At 63.3% G+C, this 20164-nt stretch carries 22 protein-coding genes and 2 pseudogenes; 8 read left to right on the plus strand and 16 right to left on the minus strand.

Annotation, left to right across the window (positions count from 1 at the left end):
- Positions 1–133 precede the first annotated feature (133 nt).
- On the minus strand, positions 134–1696 hold the full coding sequence (locus RB548_RS11205) for an FAD-dependent monooxygenase (RefSeq protein WP_331371393.1): 1563 nt from the start codon (positions 1694–1696) through the stop codon (positions 134–136).
- A gap of 296 nt (positions 1697–1992) precedes the next feature.
- On the opposite strand from RB548_RS11205, the gene RB548_RS11210 reads away from it, so the two are divergent.
- Positions 1993–2820 (plus strand): nickel-binding protein, encoded by an 828-nt coding sequence (locus RB548_RS11210; protein WP_331371394.1) that lies wholly within the window; start codon positions 1993–1995, stop codon positions 2818–2820.
- 116 nt (positions 2821–2936) lie between these two features.
- Here RB548_RS11210 and RB548_RS11215 read toward each other — a convergent pair whose 3' ends face one another.
- The 5 genes and pseudogenes from RB548_RS11215 to RB548_RS11235 all read right to left on the minus strand — a co-directional run.
- The gene (locus RB548_RS11215; protein WP_331371395.1) at positions 2937–4868 is read right to left on the minus strand and encodes a DUF3604 domain-containing protein; all 1932 of its coding nucleotides are present in this window, start codon (positions 4866–4868) and stop codon (positions 2937–2939) included.
- Positions 4869–4911: 43 nt separating this feature from the next.
- Entirely contained in the window at positions 4912–5658 is a 747-nt protein-coding gene (locus RB548_RS11220) for a hypothetical protein (RefSeq protein WP_331371396.1), read from the minus strand.
- Between the two features lie 17 nt (positions 5659–5675).
- Entirely contained in the window at positions 5676–6698 is a 1023-nt protein-coding gene (locus RB548_RS11225; protein ID WP_331371397.1) for a HupE/UreJ family protein, read from the minus strand.
- The gene (locus RB548_RS11230; RefSeq protein ID WP_331371398.1) at positions 6695–7612 is read right to left on the minus strand and encodes a peptidylprolyl isomerase; all 918 of its coding nucleotides are present in this window, start codon (positions 7610–7612) and stop codon (positions 6695–6697) included. Before RB548_RS11230 ends, RB548_RS11225 begins: the two co-directional genes overlap by 4 nt.
- Before the next feature lie 453 nt (positions 7613–8065).
- A pseudogene (locus RB548_RS11235) lies at positions 8066–8500 on the minus strand (LysR family transcriptional regulator); the annotation flags it as partial.
- 102 nt (positions 8501–8602) lie between these two features.
- On the opposite strand from RB548_RS11235, the gene RB548_RS11240 reads away from it, so the two are divergent.
- Positions 8603–9592 carry a zinc-dependent alcohol dehydrogenase family protein gene (locus RB548_RS11240; protein ID WP_331371399.1) on the plus strand — a complete coding sequence of 330 codons (990 nt, stop codon included), beginning with the start codon at positions 8603–8605 and terminating at the stop codon, positions 9590–9592.
- A 15-nt stretch (positions 9593–9607) separates the two neighbouring features.
- Here the strand turns inward: RB548_RS11240 and RB548_RS11245 are convergent, their stop codons facing one another.
- A complete protein-coding gene (locus RB548_RS11245) occupies positions 9608–10036 on the minus strand; it encodes a GFA family protein (RefSeq protein WP_331371400.1) in 429 nt (142 codons plus the stop codon).
- A 118-nt stretch (positions 10037–10154) separates the two neighbouring features.
- On the minus strand, positions 10155–11213 hold the full coding sequence (locus RB548_RS11250) for an AI-2E family transporter (RefSeq protein ID WP_331371401.1): 1059 nt from the start codon (positions 11211–11213) through the stop codon (positions 10155–10157).
- 355 nt (positions 11214–11568) lie between these two features.
- On the opposite strand from RB548_RS11250, the gene RB548_RS11255 reads away from it, so the two are divergent.
- Both RB548_RS11255 and RB548_RS11260 read left to right on the plus strand, forming a co-directional pair.
- Complete coding sequence (locus RB548_RS11255) at positions 11569–12057, plus strand: MarR family winged helix-turn-helix transcriptional regulator (RefSeq protein WP_331371402.1); 489 nt, start codon at positions 11569–11571, stop codon at positions 12055–12057.
- 238 nt (positions 12058–12295) lie between these two features.
- Complete coding sequence (locus RB548_RS11260; protein ID WP_331371403.1) at positions 12296–12481, plus strand: hypothetical protein; 186 nt, start codon at positions 12296–12298, stop codon at positions 12479–12481.
- Positions 12482–13140: 659 nt separating this feature from the next.
- On the opposite strand, the gene RB548_RS11265 is transcribed toward RB548_RS11260, so the two are convergent.
- The 3 genes from RB548_RS11265 to RB548_RS11275 all read right to left on the minus strand — a co-directional run bounded on the left by RB548_RS11265 (position 13141) and on the right by RB548_RS11275 (position 15743).
- A complete protein-coding gene (locus tag RB548_RS11265) occupies positions 13141–14070 on the minus strand; it encodes a DMT family transporter (protein WP_331371404.1) in 930 nt (309 codons plus the stop codon).
- 70 nt (positions 14071–14140) lie between these two features.
- The gene (locus RB548_RS11270) at positions 14141–14716 is read right to left on the minus strand and encodes a TetR/AcrR family transcriptional regulator (protein WP_331371405.1); all 576 of its coding nucleotides are present in this window, start codon (positions 14714–14716) and stop codon (positions 14141–14143) included.
- A gap of 148 nt (positions 14717–14864) precedes the next feature.
- Positions 14865–15743: an arginase family protein gene (locus RB548_RS11275; protein ID WP_331371406.1), complete on the minus strand. Its 879-nt coding sequence runs from the start codon at positions 15741–15743 to the stop codon at positions 14865–14867.
- A gap of 139 nt (positions 15744–15882) precedes the next feature.
- Here RB548_RS11275 and RB548_RS11280 point away from each other — a divergent pair, with 139 nt between their 5' ends.
- The 4 genes and pseudogenes from RB548_RS11280 to RB548_RS11295 all read left to right on the plus strand — a co-directional run bounded on the left by RB548_RS11280 (position 15883) and on the right by RB548_RS11295 (position 18233).
- The gene (locus tag RB548_RS11280) at positions 15883–16797 is read left to right on the plus strand and encodes a LysR family transcriptional regulator (protein WP_331371407.1); all 915 of its coding nucleotides are present in this window, start codon (positions 15883–15885) and stop codon (positions 16795–16797) included.
- Positions 16798–16881: 84 nt separating this feature from the next.
- Positions 16882–17208 (plus strand): annotated as a pseudogene (locus RB548_RS32150) (leucine zipper domain-containing protein); the annotation flags it as partial.
- Between the two features lie 34 nt (positions 17209–17242).
- Positions 17243–17686: a hypothetical protein gene (locus RB548_RS11290; protein ID WP_331371408.1), complete on the plus strand. Its 444-nt coding sequence runs from the start codon at positions 17243–17245 to the stop codon at positions 17684–17686.
- Positions 17687–17807: 121 nt separating this feature from the next.
- Positions 17808–18233, plus strand: coding sequence for a DUF3592 domain-containing protein (locus RB548_RS11295; RefSeq protein WP_331371409.1), 426 nt, complete (start codon positions 17808–17810; stop codon positions 18231–18233).
- Positions 18234–18317: 84 nt separating this feature from the next.
- Here the strand turns inward: RB548_RS11295 and RB548_RS11300 are convergent, their stop codons facing one another.
- Genes RB548_RS11300 through RB548_RS11320 form a run of 5 tightly spaced genes read right to left on the minus strand, consistent with a single transcriptional unit; the run spans position 18318 to position 20164 of the window.
- Complete coding sequence (locus RB548_RS11300; RefSeq protein WP_331371410.1) at positions 18318–18623, minus strand: gas vesicle protein K; 306 nt, start codon at positions 18621–18623, stop codon at positions 18318–18320.
- Positions 18620–18817 (minus strand): gas vesicle protein, encoded by a 198-nt coding sequence (locus tag RB548_RS11305; RefSeq protein WP_331371411.1) that lies wholly within the window; start codon positions 18815–18817, stop codon positions 18620–18622. Before RB548_RS11305 ends, RB548_RS11300 begins: the two co-directional genes overlap by 4 nt.
- Positions 18814–19608, minus strand: coding sequence for a GvpL/GvpF family gas vesicle protein (locus RB548_RS11310; protein WP_331371412.1), 795 nt, complete (start codon positions 19606–19608; stop codon positions 18814–18816). The genes RB548_RS11305 and RB548_RS11310 overlap by 4 nt, the downstream gene beginning before the upstream one ends.
- Positions 19605–19916, minus strand: coding sequence for a gas vesicle protein (locus tag RB548_RS11315; protein WP_331371413.1), 312 nt, complete (start codon positions 19914–19916; stop codon positions 19605–19607). Before RB548_RS11315 ends, RB548_RS11310 begins: the two co-directional genes overlap by 4 nt.
- Positions 19913–20164: a gas vesicle protein GvpG gene (locus RB548_RS11320; RefSeq protein ID WP_331371414.1), complete on the minus strand. Its 252-nt coding sequence runs from the start codon at positions 20162–20164 to the stop codon at positions 19913–19915. Before RB548_RS11320 ends, RB548_RS11315 begins: the two co-directional genes overlap by 4 nt.

Below are 20164 nucleotides of genomic sequence, written 5' to 3' on the forward strand. Positions count from 1 at the left end.
GGAAATCACGCGCATTTCAATGTCGTGTCGCACACACGAAGTCATCCGCAGGCATCGCGGCGCTCCACCGAAGAGCTTGCAATGCCATCGCGCGGGCGGCAAGGCAAAAAAGCATCGCACGCGGCCAGTCGCCTCACTGCGGCGCGCGCGTCGCTGCGCCAGTCTTGACGGCGAACTCGGCGATGTAGCCGAGGAAAGGCACCGGGTCTTGCGTCTCCACGGCCACCGCCACGTGGCCGTCCGGGCGCACCAGATAGGCGGCATCGCGGCTCAAGCCCGCCTCTCCGGCGCCCGGCGTCCAGGCAAAAGCGTGGATCGGAATCCCGGTTGGGGCGATCGCCGCGCGGAAGGCCGGGCTTGCCGTGCCGTAGACGTGGATCTGCCAGTCGAGCGATGAAAGCGACGCGAAGTTGTCGCCCGCCGACCCGTCGACATGAGCGAGCCCCTCGACGTAGGGCAGCCGATCGCCGCCGCGCACGCGTCCGGCCCCGCCGCGGCTAACGATGCTATTCCCGTAGGAAATGCCGATCTGAGACACGGTCCTGAAGGCAAAGCGCGCGCCGGCTCTGTTCGCGACGAGCAGGGCGATCATCGTCGGCAGGAGGTAGCGCCGCCAGAACCCGACGAGCGCCGAGCGGCTGGTCATCACCCGGAACACCTGATCGGTGGTCTGGATCAGCCGCCGGGCAAAGGCGATCCGCTCCGGCTCGTAGCTGTCGAGCAGCCGCGCATCCGCCCGCCCGCCAAGAACGGCGGCAAGCTTCCAGCCGAGGTTCATCGCGTCGCCAATGCCGGTATTCATGCCCTGCCCGCCGGCCGGACTGTGGATATGGCCGGCGTCGCCGGCAAGGAACACCCGGCCGTCGCGAAAATGCTCGGCGACCCGGTGGTGGAGGCGATAGGTCGAGAACCAGTTGACCGCCTTGACGGTGACGCCGGTGATCCGCTCGACCTCGTCCCGGATCGTCCCGAAGCGGATCGTCTCCTCCGCCGCATGGTCGCCCGGCACGATGCCGATCAGCCGCACCGAGCCCGACTGGCGCACCGGCAGCACGATCGCGAAGCCGTGTGTGTCGAGGCAGACGTTGAGTCCGTTGCGCGCGATCACGTCCTCAGCCTCGACGTCGGCGACATAGAAGGACTGCTCGTAGGTGCCGCCCGGAAAGCCGAGCTTCAGGCCGTGGCGCACCGCGCTGCTCGCTCCGTCCGCGCCGCAGAGATAGGCGGCCCGGACAACCTCGCTCGTGCCGTCCTTCATAACGGTCGCGGTGACGCCCGCCGCATCCTGCTCAAAGCCGACGAGCTCTGCGCGCCGCTCGACGGCGACGCCAGCCTTTTCAAGATGGTCGATCAGGATGCGCTCGTGAATGTCCTGCGGCAGCGCGAAGGCGAAGGGATAGCGGCTGAGCCCGGCGCCGAAATCGCCGAGCTTCAAGGTCGCAGCGATCCCCGACGGGGTGCGCACGGTCAGCCTCTCGACACGGATGCCGGCCGCCAGCACGTCGTCGACGATGCCGAGCTGGCGGTAGAGTTCAAGCGTGCGCGCCTGCACCGCGATCGCCCGCGAGGTCTCCCCCGGCACGGGCGCCTTGTCGATGATCCGAAGATCGATGCCGAGCCGGCTCAGCCACAGCGCCAGCACGAGCCCCGTCGGCCCGGCTCCGGCTATCAGCACCTTCGTCGCGAAAGTCTTCATCGAACCTACCTTGCCTCGGCGCCAACGCGCACGAAGGCCCGATGATGCACCCGCTCCTCACCCGCTGTCATCGGCCTGCACAGCGGTCTTTTGAGACGCACAACGGTCGTTGCACCACTTTGAACTGCCTCATTGTTTTATCCTTGAATCGGCGACGATTTAACGAGCGTCTTGTCGTTCCTACGCATCCGCTGGAGTTTGCAAGCAACCGAGCGATACTCGGGACTTTAGCGATTGCTCAACAATGGGATCGCACATAAACTGCAGCGCGCGATAAGGTAACAACGGGGGCGGTGATGGCCATTTTCATGGACCGGCATGACCTCAAGGGATACACGGCGGCCGATGTCGCCGAGGCGCATCGCAAGGATCTCGAGATCCAGGATCAGTACGGCGTAAAATTCCTCACCTACTGGTTCGACCAACAGCGCGGCACCACTTTCTGCCTCATCGACGCCCCGGACAAGGAAACCTGCCAGTGCGTGCATCGCGAGGCGCATGGCCATGTCGCCGGCGAGATCGTCGAGGTCGCGCTTTCGGCGGTCGAGGCTTTTCTCGGACGCATCCAGGACCCGGAGCCGCCCGCCGACCACCCGCAGGACGATAAGGACTGCGGGCATCGCGCCATCATGTTCACCGACATCGTCGGCTCCACGGAAATGACGGCGCGCCTCGGCGACCGCATGGCCACCGAACTGGTCCGGGCACACGATTCGATCGTGCACAGGTGCCTGAACGAGTTTGGCGGCCGCGAGGTGAAGCACACCGGCGACGGGATCATGGCGTCCTTCGCCTCGACCAGGTACGCCGTTGATTGCGCAATCGCGATCCACCGCGATTTCCGGCGCTACAACAGCGGCAACGCCGAACCCATCCACATCCGCATCGGCATCGATTGCGGAGAGCCCGTCGAGGACAGCAACGATCTCTTCGGCACCACCGTACAACTCGCGGCCCGCCTGTGTTCGGCTGCTGCCGCAGACCAGACCCTTGTTTCGGAGAATGTCTACCGCGAGCACGGTAGCCCCGACGCCTTCAGCGCGACGAGACGTCGGCGGCTCAAAGGATTTACCCGGCCCGTTGCAGCATTCGAATGCACCCCGGCAGGGTCAGGGGGCCGATAGCTCGCCAAACACGCAGGCGTTTGGATTTGCGACAGCTTCCGGACGCCCCTTGAGTGTCACCCGCGGCCCGCGAGGTCTCTCCCGGGTCGCTGTTCGGACCCACCCTTGGCTTGCGCTTACGGCGTGTACCAGATCGGCGACGTGTAGGCCCGCTCCGTGACGGTCATCGACGTGCCCGGCAGCGGCCTTACGCCGAATCGCTTTGCATCATAGGCGGTCCAGCGCGGCGTCGGAATCTCGATCACCCGGCCGTAGTAAAAGGCGGACTGGGTGGCGTCGAATTCCGGATCCGTCCAGACGGCACTGAGTTCGGGAGCGCCGATCGTGTTGGTCCAGGTCGCGTTCGCCTCGTCCACGGTATTGCCGACCGGCGGAACCTTGCCGTCGCTACCCGGCTTGCGATCGCCCGACCAGGCGACGTCATAGACCTTCTCGTGCAGGTTGCCATCCTTGTCGAGCCAGCCCTTGACGATCTGGTAGCGGTCGAGGTTCGCCCCGATCGGGTCCTTCAACGCGGCAACGAGGAATGTCGGCGCCTTGCCTCCGGGTGCGGCGCTGAGATCGCCGCCCATGGGCACGCCCCTGCTATAGCCGATCCGCGCGGGCAAGCGGTCCTCCGCATCCTGCTGAACGAAGTCCCAGCCGCCGAAGAAGCGCACGATCATGCGGGGGCCGGTGGTGGCATAGGTTTCCTTGCGCTCCATGGCGTCCCAAAGGGATTCGCGCGTGTTCTCCCTCGCCCAGACGGCCGCATAGCCCGATGCGGAAACCTCCCAGTCCATCACCTTCACGCCGGTCTTGGGATTGTTGATGAAGGCCTCCATCATCCGGTGCGCGCTCGGCTCCTGCGGCACGGTCTTGCCGAAGAAATTGTCCTCCTCCATGGCGGTCAAGCCGGTGTGTGCGTCGCTGCTGCCGACGAGACCGAATTTGTAGGGGTTGGTACCGAGTTCCTTTTCGAGCTTCAGCCCGTTCTTATAGGCCGAGCGGGCATATTCGAATTCGAGCATTTCCTTCTTCTTGGGGACGCTGCCGTCGAGATTGCCCTTGTCCCAGATCTCGAAATTGGCGAATTCGTCGTTGGGAGACAGGAACGGATGGGCCTCCCCGGTGCCCTTCGTCTGACTGACTTCGACCAGCCGCTCCCATCTCGCCCGCGTCGCGACATAGTCGCCATCGAGCTTCTTGCCGAAGGCCTCGACGACGGGGAACATCAACCCGTTGCTCAGATTGCCGTTGTGGGCGATCGCGAGCACGTTGCCGCCGGTCTTCGTTTCGTAAGCCTGCATCCATTTCCACAGTTCGGCCGGATTGTCGCTGCCATAGGGCGGGTACACTGTGAACGGCTCCACCTGGCTCGCCTTGTCGCTATTGTCGCGGAAAATGACGTTACGGTGCAGGTTGTTGCCGCCGGTGTTCGACGTCCACTCGTAGCCGATGAAGGCGGTGAAACGGCCCGGATCGTTGTATTGTTCCGCCGCGTCGATCGTTGCCTTCCAGGCGCTCTGGTAGGCCGGCGTTCCGGGGAAATACATGAGATCCTTCGGGAAGGTCGCGTGCGAGAACGCGACGATGATGGCAATCGCCGCGTCCGCGCCCTTGCCGGACTGGATCATGTCGTACCATTGCCGGCCCGTCGGGTCGGCGAGCAGGTTCGGCTTGCCGGCGAAGAGGTCCGGGAAAAAGCCCATATTGTCGGAATGATCCGCGACGACGAGGAAGTCGAGCGGTCGGGACAGCTTTACCGGCTGACCGGTGTTCGAGGTGATCTCGTCGCCCCGCGCGAAGCGGTAGGCATCCGTCGGCCCCAGGCGCGCGCCGAACGCGCCCGCGTCCATCGAAAACGACGTGTGCAGGTGCGTATCTCCGAAAAAGGGCCGCGTCGGAAAATCCCGTCCCACATAGGGTGAATAGGCCGGCGGCCGGCGCTGCGCCTGCTCGGCCTTTCCCTGATCGAGCGTGCCGGTGTCCTGCGCGAAGGCTGGCAGCGCGACGGCGGACGCCAGCAGGCTCGCGAGCCTTGCTCCGTGACGCAATGTCCTGATCATGTTCCGTGCTCCCTCAGTTGACTTGTCTCGGCATGGATTGGTTTCAGTGATGTCCTGGCCCGCAGGCGAGCGCGCCGCGGGCCTCGAATTGCGTGGACTGAAGTGCGGCCGGCGCCATCATCGAAACGGACAGCGGTTGCGCCAGGCGCGTCGCCGCTTTCCTTTCCGGGACCGATCGGGCCGCATGGGCGCTGGTGCCGGCGGCAGGCCTTGCACTGCTGGCGGAGCGGTAGGCGCCGATGAACGCCGCCTTCTGGCTCGCCGTGCCATAGAGGCGGATCAGGCCGCGCTCGATCGCCTCGCCCGTCGACAGCCGGCCCGCTGCGATCTCCTCGATGACGGCCTCGCCGGACACAAGAACCAGCTCGCCGGCTTTTGCGCCGGTGACATGAACCTTGGTCACGAGCCTGCCCCCGGCAGCCTCGTAGCGAGTCCACAGCATCGGCTCGAGCAGAACGAGCGAAAACGAGAGGGCCGGCCTCTCGCCGGAACCGTCGCCAAGCTCCTCCCCGAACCGTCCCAGCGCCTCGGCCGTTCGGCGATATCGCGAACCGAAGAGATCGGGTGCCGTATCCCTGACGGGAGCAGGCAGGCGCTGCGCAGCGATCGCCGTCGAGATTGCGCCGAGCACATGGAGCGAGTCCGGATAGACCCAGTTCATCACCCCCCGCGCCCTGGACACGTCATCATGGTAGCCGCAGGCCTGCCCCGGCGGCGGCGACGCAAGAATGAGAGCCGCCGCGATGGAAAGCTGCGAAGCCACTTGCAAAGGTTGCCGATATCCACCCATATCAACCTCCCGCGCGTTCAAGGAATGGAGAACATCGCGACGCGCTGGATGGTCCAGAACATCGCGACGCTGCCGATCGCGTAGGCCGGGACGCGCTGCGCCCAGACCGGCAAGGTGACGGGCAGCCGCCGCGCGACCGCCAGAAGCAAAATCACGGCCGCAACGAAAACGAGCTGCCCCGCCTCCACCCCGACATTGAAGAAGAAGAGCGCCAGCGGAATGTGACCCTCAGGCAGGCCGACCTCGCTGAGCGCACCGGCGAAGCCGAAGCCGTGCAGCAGGCCGAAGCCGAAAGCGACGATCCACGGCGCCCGCGCCGCCACGCCCACGCGCCCCTCGTCCCGGTGCACGATCTCGGCGGCGACGAAAACGATCGAAAGCGCGATCACGGCCTCGACCGGCGCCTGCGGCGCATGGACAAGGCCGAGCGTCGCGAGCGCCAGCGTGATCGAATGCGCCACGGTGAACGCGGTGACGGTCTTCACCAGCATCCCCACGCTACGGGTCAGCATGAGAAGCGCCAGCACGAAGAGCAGATGGTCGATGCCGAACAGGATGTGCTCGACGCCGAGCTTCAGATAAACCCGGGCGACATCGAGCGCAGCGTCGGCGATCGGGATCAGCGCCGCCGGCTCGCGCGGCGTCAGCCGCTGCGTCCAGGACGTGCCGTCCAGGTATTCGACGCGAGCCAGCGCATCGGTCATTGTCGCTTCAAGGCCGTCGATCGAGAGCGTCTGGCCGCGCAGCGCCGGGGCGGTGAGCGTCCAATGCTCGATCGCCGCGCCGGAAGCAGCCCGGCCAACACGCGCCGATGCGCGTGTCTCACCGGAAAAGACGGGATCGAGGCCGAGCCTCATCTCGCCCTGCATCGGCACCTTCCAGAGCACCGAATATTCGCCCGGCCGCTCCTCGCGCAATTCGAGATAGGCCGGCCGGACCTCATGTGCGAGGGCTGCCGTCGGAAGGAGCAAGGACCATGCCCCCGCGAGACAGATCGTCAGGAGGCAGATCGTTGCGAGACGGATCGCAAACCGGCTCATCGACGCGTCCCCGTGTCTCCGATCGCCGTGTCCCCAGGCCCCGGTTCTCCGGGCAGAGGTCCGACCGCGGCCTCGATGCGCTCGTCCGCCACGATTTGGTATTTCCTGAAGAGCTCGGCGAAATACCGCTCTTGAAGGACACGCCGCTGCTCATCGCGCCATCGTTCGGCAACGTCGGCTTTCGCGTCCGCGAAGGGACGCTGTTCGCCGGGTATCGCCTCGTAAACACGGACGAGGTGCAGCCCATAGGCGGACTCGATCGGCCCGCTCCATTCGCCCGGAGAGAGCGCAAAAACCGCATCGGCAAACACCTGCCCGAACTGTCCCGCGACTCCGTAGCGGTCGGCGTCGCGGATATCGCTTTCGATCAACAGGCGGTCGCCCTCCTCGGCCGCAGGCGCCAGCGCGTCAGACGCCGCGAGTTTCGCCAGCAACTGCCTCGCGTCGGCCGCGGCATCACTTCGCTTGCGACGGTCGAAGAAGATATGCTGGAAGGATATCCGGCCGGGCCGGACGAACTTCTCCCGATGCGCATCGTAGAACGCCCGCAGTTCGCCTTCCGTCGGCTCGGCAATCCGCGCGGTGTCCTCGATCAGGAAGGTCATTTTCTGCGCGAGCCGGCGGCGCACGACGGTGTCGTCCCCGTCGAGGCCGAGTTCCCGCGCCTCGCGGGCCAGCAGCTCTTCCTTGAGCAGATCCAGAACCAGGCCGCGCAATTCCTCGCGAGACGGCTGGCGCTGCCATTGCCGCGCCCAGGTCTCGCTGACCCAGCGCAGTTCCCCTTCGCCGATTGCAACCTCCAGCGTACCGCGCGCCGGTTCCACCTCACCGCTACGGCCGAGCCAGGCATAGGCGGCAAACAGCGCGGCGCCCGCCAGCGCGAAATGCAAAAGAGGTTCCCTCAGCAACTTCACAGACTTTCCCCCGTCGGCCGTAGCAGGATTGGGTTCAGGCGCGGATCACGTTCAAACGGATCTCGTCAATTCATGGGGACTGCTGTCGCTTCCGTCACAGGTCCTTGGGTCGGATCCAGTCAAGGATCAGGGCAAACAGAAAGATTTGAAATGTTGCGATACTTGCCGGGTCAATGAAGCGGCGCACCCGCAACGATACCGGGTACGCGCGAAAATCTGATGTATTTCGTTTTTTGCTATCGTTTATAGTGTACCATAGCACTCGAAAAGCCAAGTGCCTTTTACCTCCGAGCCGTTTTCATTGAAGCGTATCAACGGGTTCGTGATCACCGCAGTAGGCCGCTTTTCTTCATCTACTCCCCGCTCACGTCATGAATTTGGGCAACTGGGCCGCCAAGGCATCAACCGCAAGTCGCACCTTCAGCGGCAGATGCGGCGTCTGCTCGCCGCAAGGCTGCGGATCGCGAGGTCAAAGCCATCGCCCGCGAGGTCGGCGAAGTGATCGCTGAACGACAGATCGAGTTCGAGCGCCGGATATCGCTCGGCAAGCTTGAGGAGGATGGGGACAACACAGCGCCGGCCGAACAGCGCGGGCATGGTGACGCGAAGGCGTCCGCGCGGCTCGGAAAGCTGATCGGCCGCGAGCGCGTCGGCGGCCTCGGCTTCGGCGAGCACAACACGGCAGCGCTCATAATAGGCGCGCCCGAAGTCCGTCAGGCTCTGGCGTCGCGTTGTGCGGTTGAGGAGGCGTACGCCGAGCCGCTCTTCCAGGAACCGCACATGCTTGCCGACCATCGGTCCGGACAGATCGAGCGCGGCCGCGGCGGCCGCAAACGAGCCGAGGTCCACGGCTTTGACGAAGACGGCCATGCTCGCAAGGCGATCCATATTCGGAACTCCGGGTTTCCACTGTCCTGCACATCAAGCTATTTATCGCCCAAATGCTCGCTGGCATAGCTCATTCAGTTCAATTGTTTTGGAGTTCTGCCGATGGTGCGTGTCGTTCGCTTTCATGAGCTTGGTGGCCCCGAGGTCCTGCGCATCGAGGACATCGATGTTGTGGGGCCTGGTCCGGGCGAGGTTCAGGTCCGCGTCAAGGCGCTCGGCCTCAACAGGGCCGAGGCGCTTATCCGCGCCGGCACCTACATCGAGACGCCCACCCTGCCCTCCGGTCTCGGCCTCGAGGCGGCAGGCATTGTCGAAACCCTCGGCGAAGGCCTGGAGGGTTTCGCACCGGGCGACGTCGTCAGCGTGGTACCGCCACCGTCGATGGTCCGCTGGCCCGCCTATGGCGAGCTTGCCAATTTTCCGGCGAGGCTCGTCGTCAAGCACCCGCCATCGCTCGGCTTCGAGGCGGCGGCCGCCGTCTGGATGCCCTATCTCACCGCCTATGGTGCGCTGATCGACATCGCCGGACTGCGCCGTGAGGATTTCGTCGTGATCACCGCCGCATCGAGCAGCGTCGGACTGGCCGCGATCGAGATTGCCAACTGGGTCGGCGCAACCGCGATCGCAGTCACGCGCACCTCCGGCAAGAAGCGGGCCCTCATCGGTTTCGGCGCCGCGCATGTCATCGCCTCCGCCGAGGATGATCTGGAAGCCCGGCTGACGGAGATCGCCGGTCCGGCGGGCGTACGTGTGGTGTTCGACGCGGTCGGCGGACCCGCCTTCGAGCCGCTGACCGCCGCGATGTCACGGGGCGGCATCCTCATCGAATATGGCGGCCTGAGCCCCGAGCCGACGCCCTTCCCGCTCTTTGCCGTGTTGAGCAAGAGCCTGACGCTGCGCGGTTACCTCGTCCACGAAATCATCTCCGATCCGGCGCGGCTCGATGCCGCCAGGACCTTCATCCTCGATGGGCTGACGGATGGTTCGCTCCGGCCGGTGATCGCCAGGACCTTTCCGTTCGAAGAAATCGTCGAAGCGCATCGATTTCTGGAGTCGAACCAGCAGTTCGGCAAGATCGTCGTGACAGTTTGAACGCGGCGCCGCGCCTCAATCTTCGGGAAAGCATTCGTATTGCGGCAGATCGTCGGTGATCTCAAACCATTCCGCCTTCGACCCGACGAAGATGTGCGCCGAGGGCCGGATCGCCGGCGCGTCGACGAGCGTGCCGAGCGTCACATGCGCATAGGCACCTTCGCGCACGACGGAATAGAGCAGTGAGCCGCAGGCCGCGCAATGGACGTCATGCGCCTCTCCCTCGTCGCCATAGATCAGGCGAGCCTCCTCGCCCCGAACAAGGCTGAGTTCGCCGCGTTTGACGCCGGCGAAGGGCTTGAAGGCCGAACCGGTCGCGCGCCGGCAATTCGAGCAATGGCAGTTCATCGCATATTCGAACCGGTCCGCCACCCGGTATTCGATCGCCCCGCACAGACATTTGCCCGTCAGCATCCTGACGGTGCCGAAACTCGCGTCAGCCATGGCCTCCTCCTGTCTTCGGCCGGCAGGCTACATGACGCCCGCCCCGGTCCGCAACCGGGTCACCGCGCTTGTTCCAAGGTCGCCCTGCAGGCTGCGGTCGCCGCCGACGATCACCGCTTCAAGCCCTCGGCGTCGGAGCGACTTGATCGCCTTTCACATCCTCGCCCAACAATTCCGAAACCCACTTGCTGGACGGATGCTGGCTGCAGAAGGTCAACAGCGCGATCGTTATGGGCACGCCGATGAAGGCGCCAAAGACGCCCCAGAGATAGCCCCACAACAGAACGGAAAACAGGACAACGACGGGTGACACCGACAGCGCGCTGCCTGCGACTCGTGGCTCGACATAACTGCTCACAACGAACTGAATGAGATTCAATCCCACGAAGACCAGCAAGACGCTTTCCGCGGTACCGAACTGGATGAGGGCGAACAGCGTGGGGAACAGGGTGGCGAAAAGCGGTCCCAGAAAGGGGATGTAGTTGAGAGCGAACGCAATGAAGCCCCACTCCTCGGCGAGGGACAACCCGACAGCGCGAGCGAAAATCCAGACCAGAAGCCCGGTGACGACACTCATCGCCGTCCTGATCATCATGTAGCGGCGGATCTTCATGGCCGTTAGCCGACTGCCATGAAGCAGCAATGTGCTGGCAGTCTGGTTTCGCAGCGCCCCGATCCTGCGCTCGAAGGCCTCGACCTCCATCAGCCCGAGCAGAACATAGACGAGAGCGATCAGCCAGAAGCTGAAAGTGCTGTTAAGGCGGCCGCTTACGGTCTGTACCGTACGCAAGATCCAGCCAACGCCGAAGTTGTCCGACCAAAGTACCTCAACGACGAAGCCGTGTTCCTCGAGCCAGAGGCGAGCTTCGTCATAGAGCTGCTGAAAACGCGCGGCATCCGCGATGATCCACCGGCCGACCTGCCCGAATGCCCAGGCTATCAGCCAGCCGAACGCGAGGAAGGCAAGCACGACCATCAGGAAGGTGATGACGACCGCCAGATAATGAGGGAGCACCACCTGCAGCCGGCGCTGCGCCGGCCAAACCAGCGCGATGATGAACAGCGCGAAAGCAACTGGCGCAAAAACCGAACTCGCCACCGAGAGCATCGCGACGAAGAGCAGAGTCGCGATCAGAACTTGGGCGGTGTAAATTGCCTTGTATCCTGCGGCCCGCACGCTCTCCACCTTCCAGATAATTCCACCTGTCTCGCGACGTCAGGCCAATCTGGCAATGGACGCCGCTCCCGCAGCCGTGAGGAAGTTTCGTCGCGAGAACGCATCGAGACGACGTGACACTTGCTGGAGAATGGGACTGGAGCACCCGCAACCGGCGCCGTGGACAAGGTGTTGACAATTCCTGCCCAACCGAAGCATCGCATCCCCTCACTGCGTGCCGCAAGAAGACCGTCAGCAATCTAACATTGCACCCGCGCAGAATCCACCAGGGCCGGCAACAGCTCGACACCATTGCGATCTAATCGGATACGATATATATAAAAGCCCGACAGCAAAGAAGCGGATTGGATATGCCATGACCCCTGCAAAGAACCCGGATTCGGCCACGCTCGCTCCCCCGCAGGCAGGCACGGAAAAACCGAAACTGGCGAATTTTCTGTGCTTCGCGATCTACTCGGCAAATCTTGCCTTCGGCCGCGCCTACAAGCCGATTCTGGATGAGCTTGGCCTCACTTATACCCAGTACATCGCCCTGGTCGCGCTTTCCGAAAGGGACGACCAGACGGTCGGCGAACTCGGCGAAAAATTGTTCCTCGAATCCAACACGTTGACGCCGATCCTCAAGAAGCTCGAGCAGATCGGTCTCATCAGCCGTCGCCGCGACCCGGAAGACGAGCGGCAGGTGCGGGTGAGCCTGACACCCGCCGGCCGCCGACTTGCAGACGCCGATCCCGGCGCGTCGCTGACGGATGCCACCGGGCTCGGAGAAGACTTTGACGAGGTACAGCAAAGCGTGGCGAGGCTGCGCGATAACCTCATGCGCGCCACGCCGGGCAAGCCGTAAACGGCGGGTCAGCCATCCTCTTCCCTGTCGCGGAACAAAGTGTGAGCTTCGGAATTTATAGGAGGTCGTCCTTCATCCGAGGTCGGCGTAGACGTCACGCACAAACAGCAGCAGTATCCGCAATCCGGCGGGCACTGCCGGGGTTGCGGCAATGTCTTTAGTGCGCAACGGCAGAGCCAGACTCGCGCTGGCTTTACCACATCATCGACAGCAGCTTCGGGCCGTCAGGAACCGGGAAATGGAAGACCTGTTCGAGGCCTATGCTCTTGCCGCAGGGGCCATTGAAAGCCTCCGCAACGAGTATCCTCGGCGCGAAGAACTGCTGCTCGAATATCAGAACCTGTGCCTCGACATGCAGGCCGAGGTCGTGGCGTTCCTGGAACGCGGCCCGGCCCCTCACGCACAACAGCCAAAGGATGAGTGACAACTCCCCTCTGGCGCGGACAGATTTAACCCCAACGCGTTAGCAAACAGAGCCCCCAGTCATCTCTCAGGGGCTCTGCTCTAAATTGCTACTAAAAAGGAATGGGTAATTCTATGACGCTACAAAGTTGTAGCCGAATCATTTTGCCAAACTAAAATTGCATGTCTACTAGCCTATAAGGATTATTTGGCGAGCCGGCTGCGCCGAAGCTCGTCTGCGTTTGCGCCGCGGAAGTTGGATGAAAAGGAGCCCGCCACTAGGAATGATCGGGAAACCGGCGGGCCCTGAGTTTGACGCCAATTATGTTGGCCTTCCAATCGTGCCAGAATTGGCCGATTTGTCCACTAATCGATAGGGCTAGATCAACCCGCGCGTGCAACTGCAAAGGCGTTGTCTACGAAAGCGTGCTCGCTGTTCGTTGTCGGCGATAGGCGACACAGCCACCATGCGAAGGAATTAAAGAAGCCCACTTCCGGAGAAGTGGGCCCTGAAAACGTCCTAAAACCACTTAACAATATGGAGTACAACGTGCCAGATTTTTTCCCCGTTTCCAGTAACATTTTAGGGGTAATCGCAATCTGGCATGCCCGCACTTGGCGTCGTTCCCCTGCACTGTGGTGTTGGGCCTGAGCGACTTCACCGATCCGAGCCGTGGCCGCCTATGGCGCACGAGCTGGCTTTTGCGAGCGCGCGACGATGATGATGCCGATCAGCGAAACGATCAGTCCCCCGGCCATCGCAAAGGACAACGGCTCGCCGAACATCATCCAGGACCAGATCATCGTCACCGGCGGGCTCAGATAGAGGATGGCCGTAACCCGGGCCGGGGAGGATTTGCGAAGCGCGATGTAATAGAGGCTCCACGCGCCGAAGGTCGCGACGAAGACGAGCCAGAGAATACCGCCGATAAAACCGATGTCGAGCACCGGGAGAATGCCTCCTTCGTGCCAGGCGAACACCGCGAAGATCGCGGCCGCCGAAAGGCATTGGATGCACAGGCTCTGGTAGATGGGCATGGAATTCGTCGGACTGCGTTTCTGCAACAGCGTTGCCATTGCGAGCGAAAGCGTGCCGAGAACCGGCAGGCCATAGGCCCAAAGCGGCACGTCGCCCATGTTGAGCGACCAGCCCGAGGCGATCAACACGCCGGCCATGCCGAGGATCGAGCCGAACCACTGGCGCGCGGTCAAGGCCTGCCCGAGGACCGGCCAGGACAATATCGCCACCGCAAGCGGCAACATGTCGGCAATCAAGGCGACGAGGCCCGTCGGGACGCCATAGGAGATCGCAAGCGCAAACCCGGCGAGATAACCGGACATCGCCAGCGCGCCGAACAGCATTTGCGAGAAGGCATCTTTCCACCTGATCGCCGGCCCCATGGTGAGCGCGAAAGGAAGCAGCAGAAGTCCGGACACCAGGCTTCGCCACAGGAGGATCAGGAAGATCGGCGCATGGTCGATCGCAAATCGGATGCCGACAAAGCCGGCGCTCCAGGAAATCACCAGGGCCGCTTCGAGGATGACCAGGATGAGAACCGCCGACATTCCCCTCTTCGGGCGGTACGAGCCCGCGGCAACAGCTTCACTCATGGATGGGGTCCGTTTTCTGGCGATGGCGCAGTTGTGAGAAATTCGGAGACCTGAGGGGAGAACGTTGCCCTCAGAACTGCTCCAAAACCGAGATTGCGATCTTGCGGGCCGTCTTCAGCCGCGCGTCATGCCCGTCGAGACCCGCACGCGACATCGCCCCTTCGAGCAGAAAGGACAGATGTTGCGCGGTCTCGTCGACCGCCGTGCCGGCTGCCGGCTGCATCTCGAGGAGGTGTTCCCTGAACAGCCGCTCCACCTCTTGCTTCTGGAGCGCGACCACCGCCCGGCCGGGGTCGCCGACTGGCAGCTCGGCGGCGGCATTGAGGAGCCCGCAGCCTCGAAATCCCCACGCATAGGCAAGGGCCGCATGGTCCACATAGGAGTCGAACACCGCCAGGATACGCTCCTGCGGTGTCGTCGCCGTCCTTAGCCGCTCCTGATAGACGTCCCTCCATTCATCGAGACGTCTCTGCATATACGCGTTGACGAGATCCGCCTTGGACGAAAAATTATTGTAGAGGCTCATCTTCGCGACCCCCGCATGGGCGGTGATCGCATCGATCCCCGTCGCCCCGACACCCTCGCGATAGAACAACTCGGCTGCTGCTTTCAGCAGGCGCTCCCGGGCTGGCGTTCTCTCGGTCATCTCGTCTCTCCAACAAATATGTAGACCGATCTACCTATTCAGTTGATCTGTCAAGTCTGTTGGAGGGCAATTTGCTGGCGTTGCGGAAGATGGCGGGAGCGAAACCAGCAGGCGGGGCTTTCACCACCCCGCCTGTGATCCCTACTATCTATCGCTTGCCGAGCAGCGGGAGTGTCTGCAGCGACTTCGACAGCTGGATCGCGCTCCACGGCATGTATTCGGCAATCGCCAACCCGACGACGTCGGCCTCGGCATCCACGGCCGTGAGAATCCTTGCGACCTCCTCGAAGCGCATCCGGCCCTTCGCGATGCCGTCAAAGGCGTTCGGCTTGGCCGCCGGATCTAGGGAAAGGAGGAAGTCGTAAAGCGTCGGATCGAGCACATCCAGGTCGAAGTGCACCGCAACCTTCTTCGCGCCCGAAGCGCGCAGCCACGCCAATACCGGCTCGGCCGAGCCGGCCAGGTCTTCCGGGCTGAGACGTGCCAGTCCATGCTTCGCAATGAAATCCGTTTCGAACGGAGTGGTTTCGGTCAGACCGACATAGAGGATCTGGCGCGCTTGCACCGGCCTCGGGACGGCGGCCACAAAAACGGGATCGCCTATCCCCATCAGCATGGCGAGCACATGCGCATGGGCGTTTCGGAACTGCTCTGCCCCCATTACGTCGGGATGCGCATCGACCCACAGAACCGCCAGATCGTCGCCATACCGCTCATTGAGATAGGCAATCGGCGCGAGATCCACGAGGCAATCGCCTCCGAGCGTGACAACAGCGTCGGGACTGTGTCGGCGGATGGCCGACATGGCTGCCGCAACGAGATCCAGAAGCGGCCGGCGGGAGACGATGCCCTCCTCGACCGGTCGCACATCGTCATGGGCTTCGGGGACCGCAACCGTCTCTTCCGGCCCAAGCGGTTGCGGGGCTATGGCGGCAAGGACACGCGCGCCTATTCTGTAATCGGGGTGGTCGCCGCCCTGCCATTGAGGCAGATTCAGGCGCAGAACCTTCTTCGGATCGACTGTCATCGTCTCACTCTTTCCTGTCAGTATCGGTACTCCCCAATCGGGAGCAGGAAATAGCTGGTGATTGAAATCGGAAACAAAATGGTTCATCTGTGACATGTCCGTCCACAGGCATGGACAATCTCCCACCCGGAGAAACACGATGAACCAGTTGCTTGCGATGCGAGCCTTTGTGCGGGTCGTTGAATCAGGGTCGTTCCGGGGAGCTGCCAACCAGCTTCTGGTGCCGCGCTCGACCGTCAGCAAACTTGTGACGGATCTCGAGAAGCATCTCGGGACAAGGCTGATGCACAGGACCACGCGCAGCATCGTCGTGACGGCGGAAGGCGAGGAATATTATCGATATGCGGCGCGTCTGGTCGCGGAGGTCGACGAAGCCGACAGTGCCGTGCGCGGCAAGAAGCTGACGCCCCGAGGACATCTCCGCATCGAATCCCACCCGACCTTCGCGCAGAATGTTCTGATACCGCATCTCCCGGAATTCCATCAGCAATATCCTCAGATTTCGATCGCGTTAGGTATTGGCAATCGACCTGCGAACATCATGGGAGAAGGCGTCGACTGCGCCATCAGGGCCGGCGAAATCGGCGACGAGTCTCTGGTGGCAAGGCATCTGTTCGATGCCGAGTTCGTCACATGTGCATCACCGGCCTACCTGGAGCGGATGGGAGTACCCGCCTCTCCGGAAGACCTCGACAGCAAACATGCCAAGGTCGGCTTCTTTTCCCACGCCGACGGCAGTATGAAGCCTCTGATTTTCACGAAGCCCGACCGCAGATACGTCGCCGGCGATCTGCAATTCTCAGCCAATGAAGACAACGGTCAGATCGCAATGATGCTGGCCGGCATGGGGATCGGCCAGAACCTGAGGCCGTTCCTGCTGCCCTACCTGCAGACGGGGCAACTCGTCGAGGTCCTCGGCGAATGGAGCCACCCACCCCTGCCCTTCCATGTGGTTTACGCGCCCGGCAGGCATCAGAGCACCAGGCTGAAGGTCTTCATCCAGTGGCTCGTGCAGCGCTTCGGAAAAACGGGCAGACCTCCCGGAGCCAGCTAGGTGTGAGTTTTCCATAGGTTGTCCATCCGGTCCGGACCGGCAAAGCTGAGGTCGTCGAAGCTTCAGTGATTCCAGGGGGACCGGATGAACATCCATAAGAATGCCCGTCTGACGGCGCGCGGTCGAGAGCGCATTGTAATGCAGGTCGAGAGAGGGCAGTCGCCGCAGGCCGTTGCCGAAGCCGCAGGCGTCTGCGCGCGCACGGTGCGAAAATGGGTTGATCGCTATCGATGCGAAGGACTGGCGGGATTGCGGGATCGCTCTTCCCGGCCGCATCGCTTGCGCCGGCCGACGCCTCAGGCGGTTGTCGCGGAAATTGAGCGGCTGCAGCGGCGAGGCAGGCGGCGGCAACCCCTTGCCCAGAGGATTCTAGGCAGCGAATTGCTCGGAACGGAGATAACGAGTAGAATCTCAGACATTAATTCGACCATAGGGGGAGTAGGCAATGAGCAGACTGTTGATCCTGTCGGCTGGTGCCATCCTGGCACTAACCTCCGCTGCGCCGGCTATGGCGTCCACTGCGCCGGCTATGCAACCACTCAAGATCTCTAAGGAATGCAGCCAGTACACCGGCGATACCCCGAGCTTCTGCACCATTACGGAATCGAACCTCGCGGCGATCCCGGCGGGCACCAAGATCTTCTACTATGGGCCGGTGACCGGCAGTCCTCTTTTCAGCAGCAGCGCGGCGGTCATTACCGTCGGAAACGGAGACTCGGCGGTCGGGTACTGCGTCGTCTACGACACGGCCAGCCCGCCGCTAGGAACCTGTGCGTTCCATGCCGGCAGCGGGACGCTCGCCGGATTCCAGGCGGTCGTCAAGGTCACTGTCGACGACAAGCAGATCTGGCACTGGGACGGAGGCTACCTACTTGGCGCCGCCAAGTGAGAACGAAAGAAATGCTGCTCTCGTCTGGCTGTTTGACGTGAATTCGTGCCCTGACTCATAACCGCAAAGTGGCAGGACGACGGGGCAAATGCCGTGGTGATCATATGCAGGTGCTGCGGACATGGATCTGATCGCGGCCTTCAGCACGCTTTATGCGTGGTTTGCCGAGGACCTTCGCTTTGTCCGCCTGCTTTTCCTGGCGGTCGGAGTGTGGCTTGCTTTGGATATCGCCTGGAAACTGCGACGTGACGCGCTGCTTCGACGCGTCGGGACATCGACCGAGGGACAGATCGTCCGGGTGTCCAAGGGGGAGGACTATGACACCGCGATCATCCGCTTCACGGATCAGACAGGGCGTACGCACGAATTCGACTCGGAAATTCCCCACTCCGGCCCCCCGGGGGCAAGCGTCAACGTTTGCTATGACCCTCAGAACCCACGCCGCGCCCACGTTGCCGGCAGCCCCCTCGGACGCGCCTTGCTCTACGTGGTTTCGCTGATGACCGCGGCGGGTTTTGTCTTCATGTCGGTAGTGATGGACCACTGACGCGAGCGGCATCTGCTACCGAGTGGCGTGTTGCCTGCGCTTCCATGCGCGTCTCCGGATCGGAAAGGCCCGAGCATTGCCGCATCAACGCGGAAGTAGCGGACCGAGAGGTCCCAGGTCGATATTCAGGTCTTCGGCGGCGAGCCCGAAGTGCTCCCGCAATTGCGACATGCGGTCGTCTAGAAGCATCAATGTCATACCGACGCGCTCCTCCTCCGATTCGGTCAGACCTCCCTCGTCGAGACGACGAAGCGCCTGCCGCTCCATGAGCTGGCGCAGCAACTCCACGACGGTGAGCACCAGGCGGGCCAGATCTCGTTCGACCGTGTCAGGCGCCATCGATATGCGCTGGCGCAGCCCCGGCTGATGTCCAGCGACGCCGCCGCTCACTGGTCTCGCTCCGTTGCGCCGGATTGCGTGGTCCGGCCGAGCGACGTGATCAGGGCGCGAAGCGAGATCTGCACCATGTCGATGTCGGCGATCGCGAGCGTGATGTCTCCGGTGAGCATGATGCCGCCCGCTAGGAGCCGGTCGAGCAGGTCGACGAGCGCGATCTCTCGGGCGGGGAGTGCGGCGGGGCTCACGCGTGCCCCCGGTGCTCGCCGCCGGCGAACGAATAGGGCGGCCAGGGGCCTGTGACCTCGATTGTCACGTGCGGGTTTTCGGCACAGAGCCGCCGTGCACGGGTGGCGAGCTCTTCAGCGAGCCCGGCATCCACCAAGTAGGCTGCGTTGAATACATTTTCGCCTGGAGCTGCGGACAGCTCGGCGCTCTGCGCTCGGTGCTGGCGGCGATCGACGGCAAGCATGGCGAGAGCGGCGTCCACCTGCTCGGCCACCGTGGTTGCGCGCTGCCACGCGTGCTGGCGCCGATCGCGTTCTTCGCGGCGGTAGCGCAGGTAGTCCCTCCCCGCGCGCGCCGATCCGGACCCGCTGGTTTTCTCATCCACGGACATCGCGGCGGGGGCAGATGCGCCCGCGTGTTGCACGTAGATCTTTACCCCCACCTCCACGCGGCCCGCGAGTCGATCCAGCGTCTCGCGGAAGCGCCGATACTCGCGGCGCAGCAACTGCGCAACGCGGTCGTCGGTGCGGTGAACGGTCGCGAGGCGGAACGGCAGCGTTGGTGTGCAAGCGGCAACCGCCGCCACGACCCTGTGGTGCGCACGTGCGATCGCCTCCAGCTCCGCCAGCGTCTCCAGCCTCGCTCGCAGCGCGATTTCGTCGGCGTTGGCAGGCGCAAGCGGACTGACCACGGCGACCAGGTCCTTGTGGCGGACCAGGTGGATCGCGGCGCCGTCGACGCCGACGAGGCCGGCCACCTGGATGGGATCGAACGGGTGCGCGACCGCGTATGTATAGCTCGCCGCGCTCATCGCCGTGCCTCCAGAGCGGCGACTTCCAGCGCCCTGATCTTTTTGCGCAACCGCGCGTTCTCGACCGCAAGCTGCCGCGGCCTCGGATGGGAAAGCGCCGGATCGTGCTCCCACCAGTCGATCCCCATCGCCTTGGCCTTGTCCACCGACGCGACCAGCAGCCGGAGCTTGATGGTCAGAAGCTCGATGTCGAGCAGGTTGATCTTGATGTCGCCGGCGATGATCAACCCCTTGTCCAGAACCCGCTCCAGAACATCAGCCAGGTTCGGCGACGCACCCTGGTGCCGCAAGCCTTGTTGTTCCATCATGCGATCAGCCCTCGCTTTCGTCCCTCGTCCAGCCGGTCGAGGATCTCGTCCTCGCGTCGATCGAATTCCTCGGCATCGATCAGTCCTTCATCCAGTTGCCGCGAAAGCTCGGCCAGCTCGCGCCGGATGGCGGCCGGGCCGCAACGCTGTTCGGCAGCGGCGTCGACCACCCGATCGACGGTCCACAGCGCGACGCGGGCCGGCGCGAGCGGCAGCAACAAAAGGTGCGACAGGAGTCCCACCGTCAC

The organism is Sinorhizobium chiapasense (genome assembly GCF_036488675.1).
Lineage (GTDB): Bacteria > Pseudomonadota > Alphaproteobacteria > Rhizobiales > Rhizobiaceae > Sinorhizobium > Sinorhizobium chiapasense.

What these genes read in the sequence shown, in the direction of transcription:
- RB548_RS11295 (WP_331371409.1), top strand. Translation starts at nt 17,808, where the DNA reads ATGGATCTGATCGCGGCCTTCAGCACGCTTTATGCGTGGTTTGCCGAG.
- RB548_RS11210 (WP_331371394.1), top strand. Translation starts at nt 1,993, where the DNA reads ATGGCCATTTTCATGGACCGGCATGACCTCAAGGGATACACGGCGGCC.
- RB548_RS11265 (WP_331371404.1), bottom strand. Translation starts at nt 14,070, where the DNA reads ATGAGTGAAGCTGTTGCCGCGGGCTCGTACCGCCCGAAGAGGGGAATG.
- RB548_RS11290 (WP_331371408.1), top strand. Translation starts at nt 17,243, where the DNA reads ATGAGCAGACTGTTGATCCTGTCGGCTGGTGCCATCCTGGCACTAACC.
- RB548_RS11225 (WP_331371397.1), bottom strand. Translation starts at nt 6,698, where the DNA reads ATGAGCCGGTTTGCGATCCGTCTCGCAACGATCTGCCTCCTGACGATC.
- RB548_RS11275 (WP_331371406.1), bottom strand. Translation starts at nt 15,743, where the DNA reads ATGACAGTCGATCCGAAGAAGGTTCTGCGCCTGAATCTGCCTCAATGG.
- RB548_RS11310 (WP_331371412.1), bottom strand. Translation starts at nt 19,608, where the DNA reads ATGAGCGCGGCGAGCTATACATACGCGGTCGCGCACCCGTTCGATCCC.
- RB548_RS11270 (WP_331371405.1), bottom strand. Translation starts at nt 14,716, where the DNA reads ATGACCGAGAGAACGCCAGCCCGGGAGCGCCTGCTGAAAGCAGCAGCC.
- RB548_RS11205 (WP_331371393.1), bottom strand. Translation starts at nt 1,696, where the DNA reads ATGAAGACTTTCGCGACGAAGGTGCTGATAGCCGGAGCCGGGCCGACG.
- RB548_RS11255 (WP_331371402.1), top strand. Translation starts at nt 11,569, where the DNA reads ATGACCCCTGCAAAGAACCCGGATTCGGCCACGCTCGCTCCCCCGCAG.
- RB548_RS11280 (WP_331371407.1), top strand. Translation starts at nt 15,883, where the DNA reads ATGAACCAGTTGCTTGCGATGCGAGCCTTTGTGCGGGTCGTTGAATCA.
- RB548_RS11245 (WP_331371400.1), bottom strand. Translation starts at nt 10,036, where the DNA reads ATGGCTGACGCGAGTTTCGGCACCGTCAGGATGCTGACGGGCAAATGT.
- RB548_RS11220 (WP_331371396.1), bottom strand. Translation starts at nt 5,658, where the DNA reads ATGGGTGGATATCGGCAACCTTTGCAAGTGGCTTCGCAGCTTTCCATC.
- RB548_RS11215 (WP_331371395.1), bottom strand. Translation starts at nt 4,868, where the DNA reads ATGATCAGGACATTGCGTCACGGAGCAAGGCTCGCGAGCCTGCTGGCG.
- RB548_RS11260 (WP_331371403.1), top strand. Translation starts at nt 12,296, where the DNA reads ATGGAAGACCTGTTCGAGGCCTATGCTCTTGCCGCAGGGGCCATTGAA.
- RB548_RS11240 (WP_331371399.1), top strand. Translation starts at nt 8,603, where the DNA reads ATGGTGCGTGTCGTTCGCTTTCATGAGCTTGGTGGCCCCGAGGTCCTG.
- RB548_RS11315 (WP_331371413.1), bottom strand. Translation starts at nt 19,916, where the DNA reads ATGATGGAACAACAAGGCTTGCGGCACCAGGGTGCGTCGCCGAACCTG.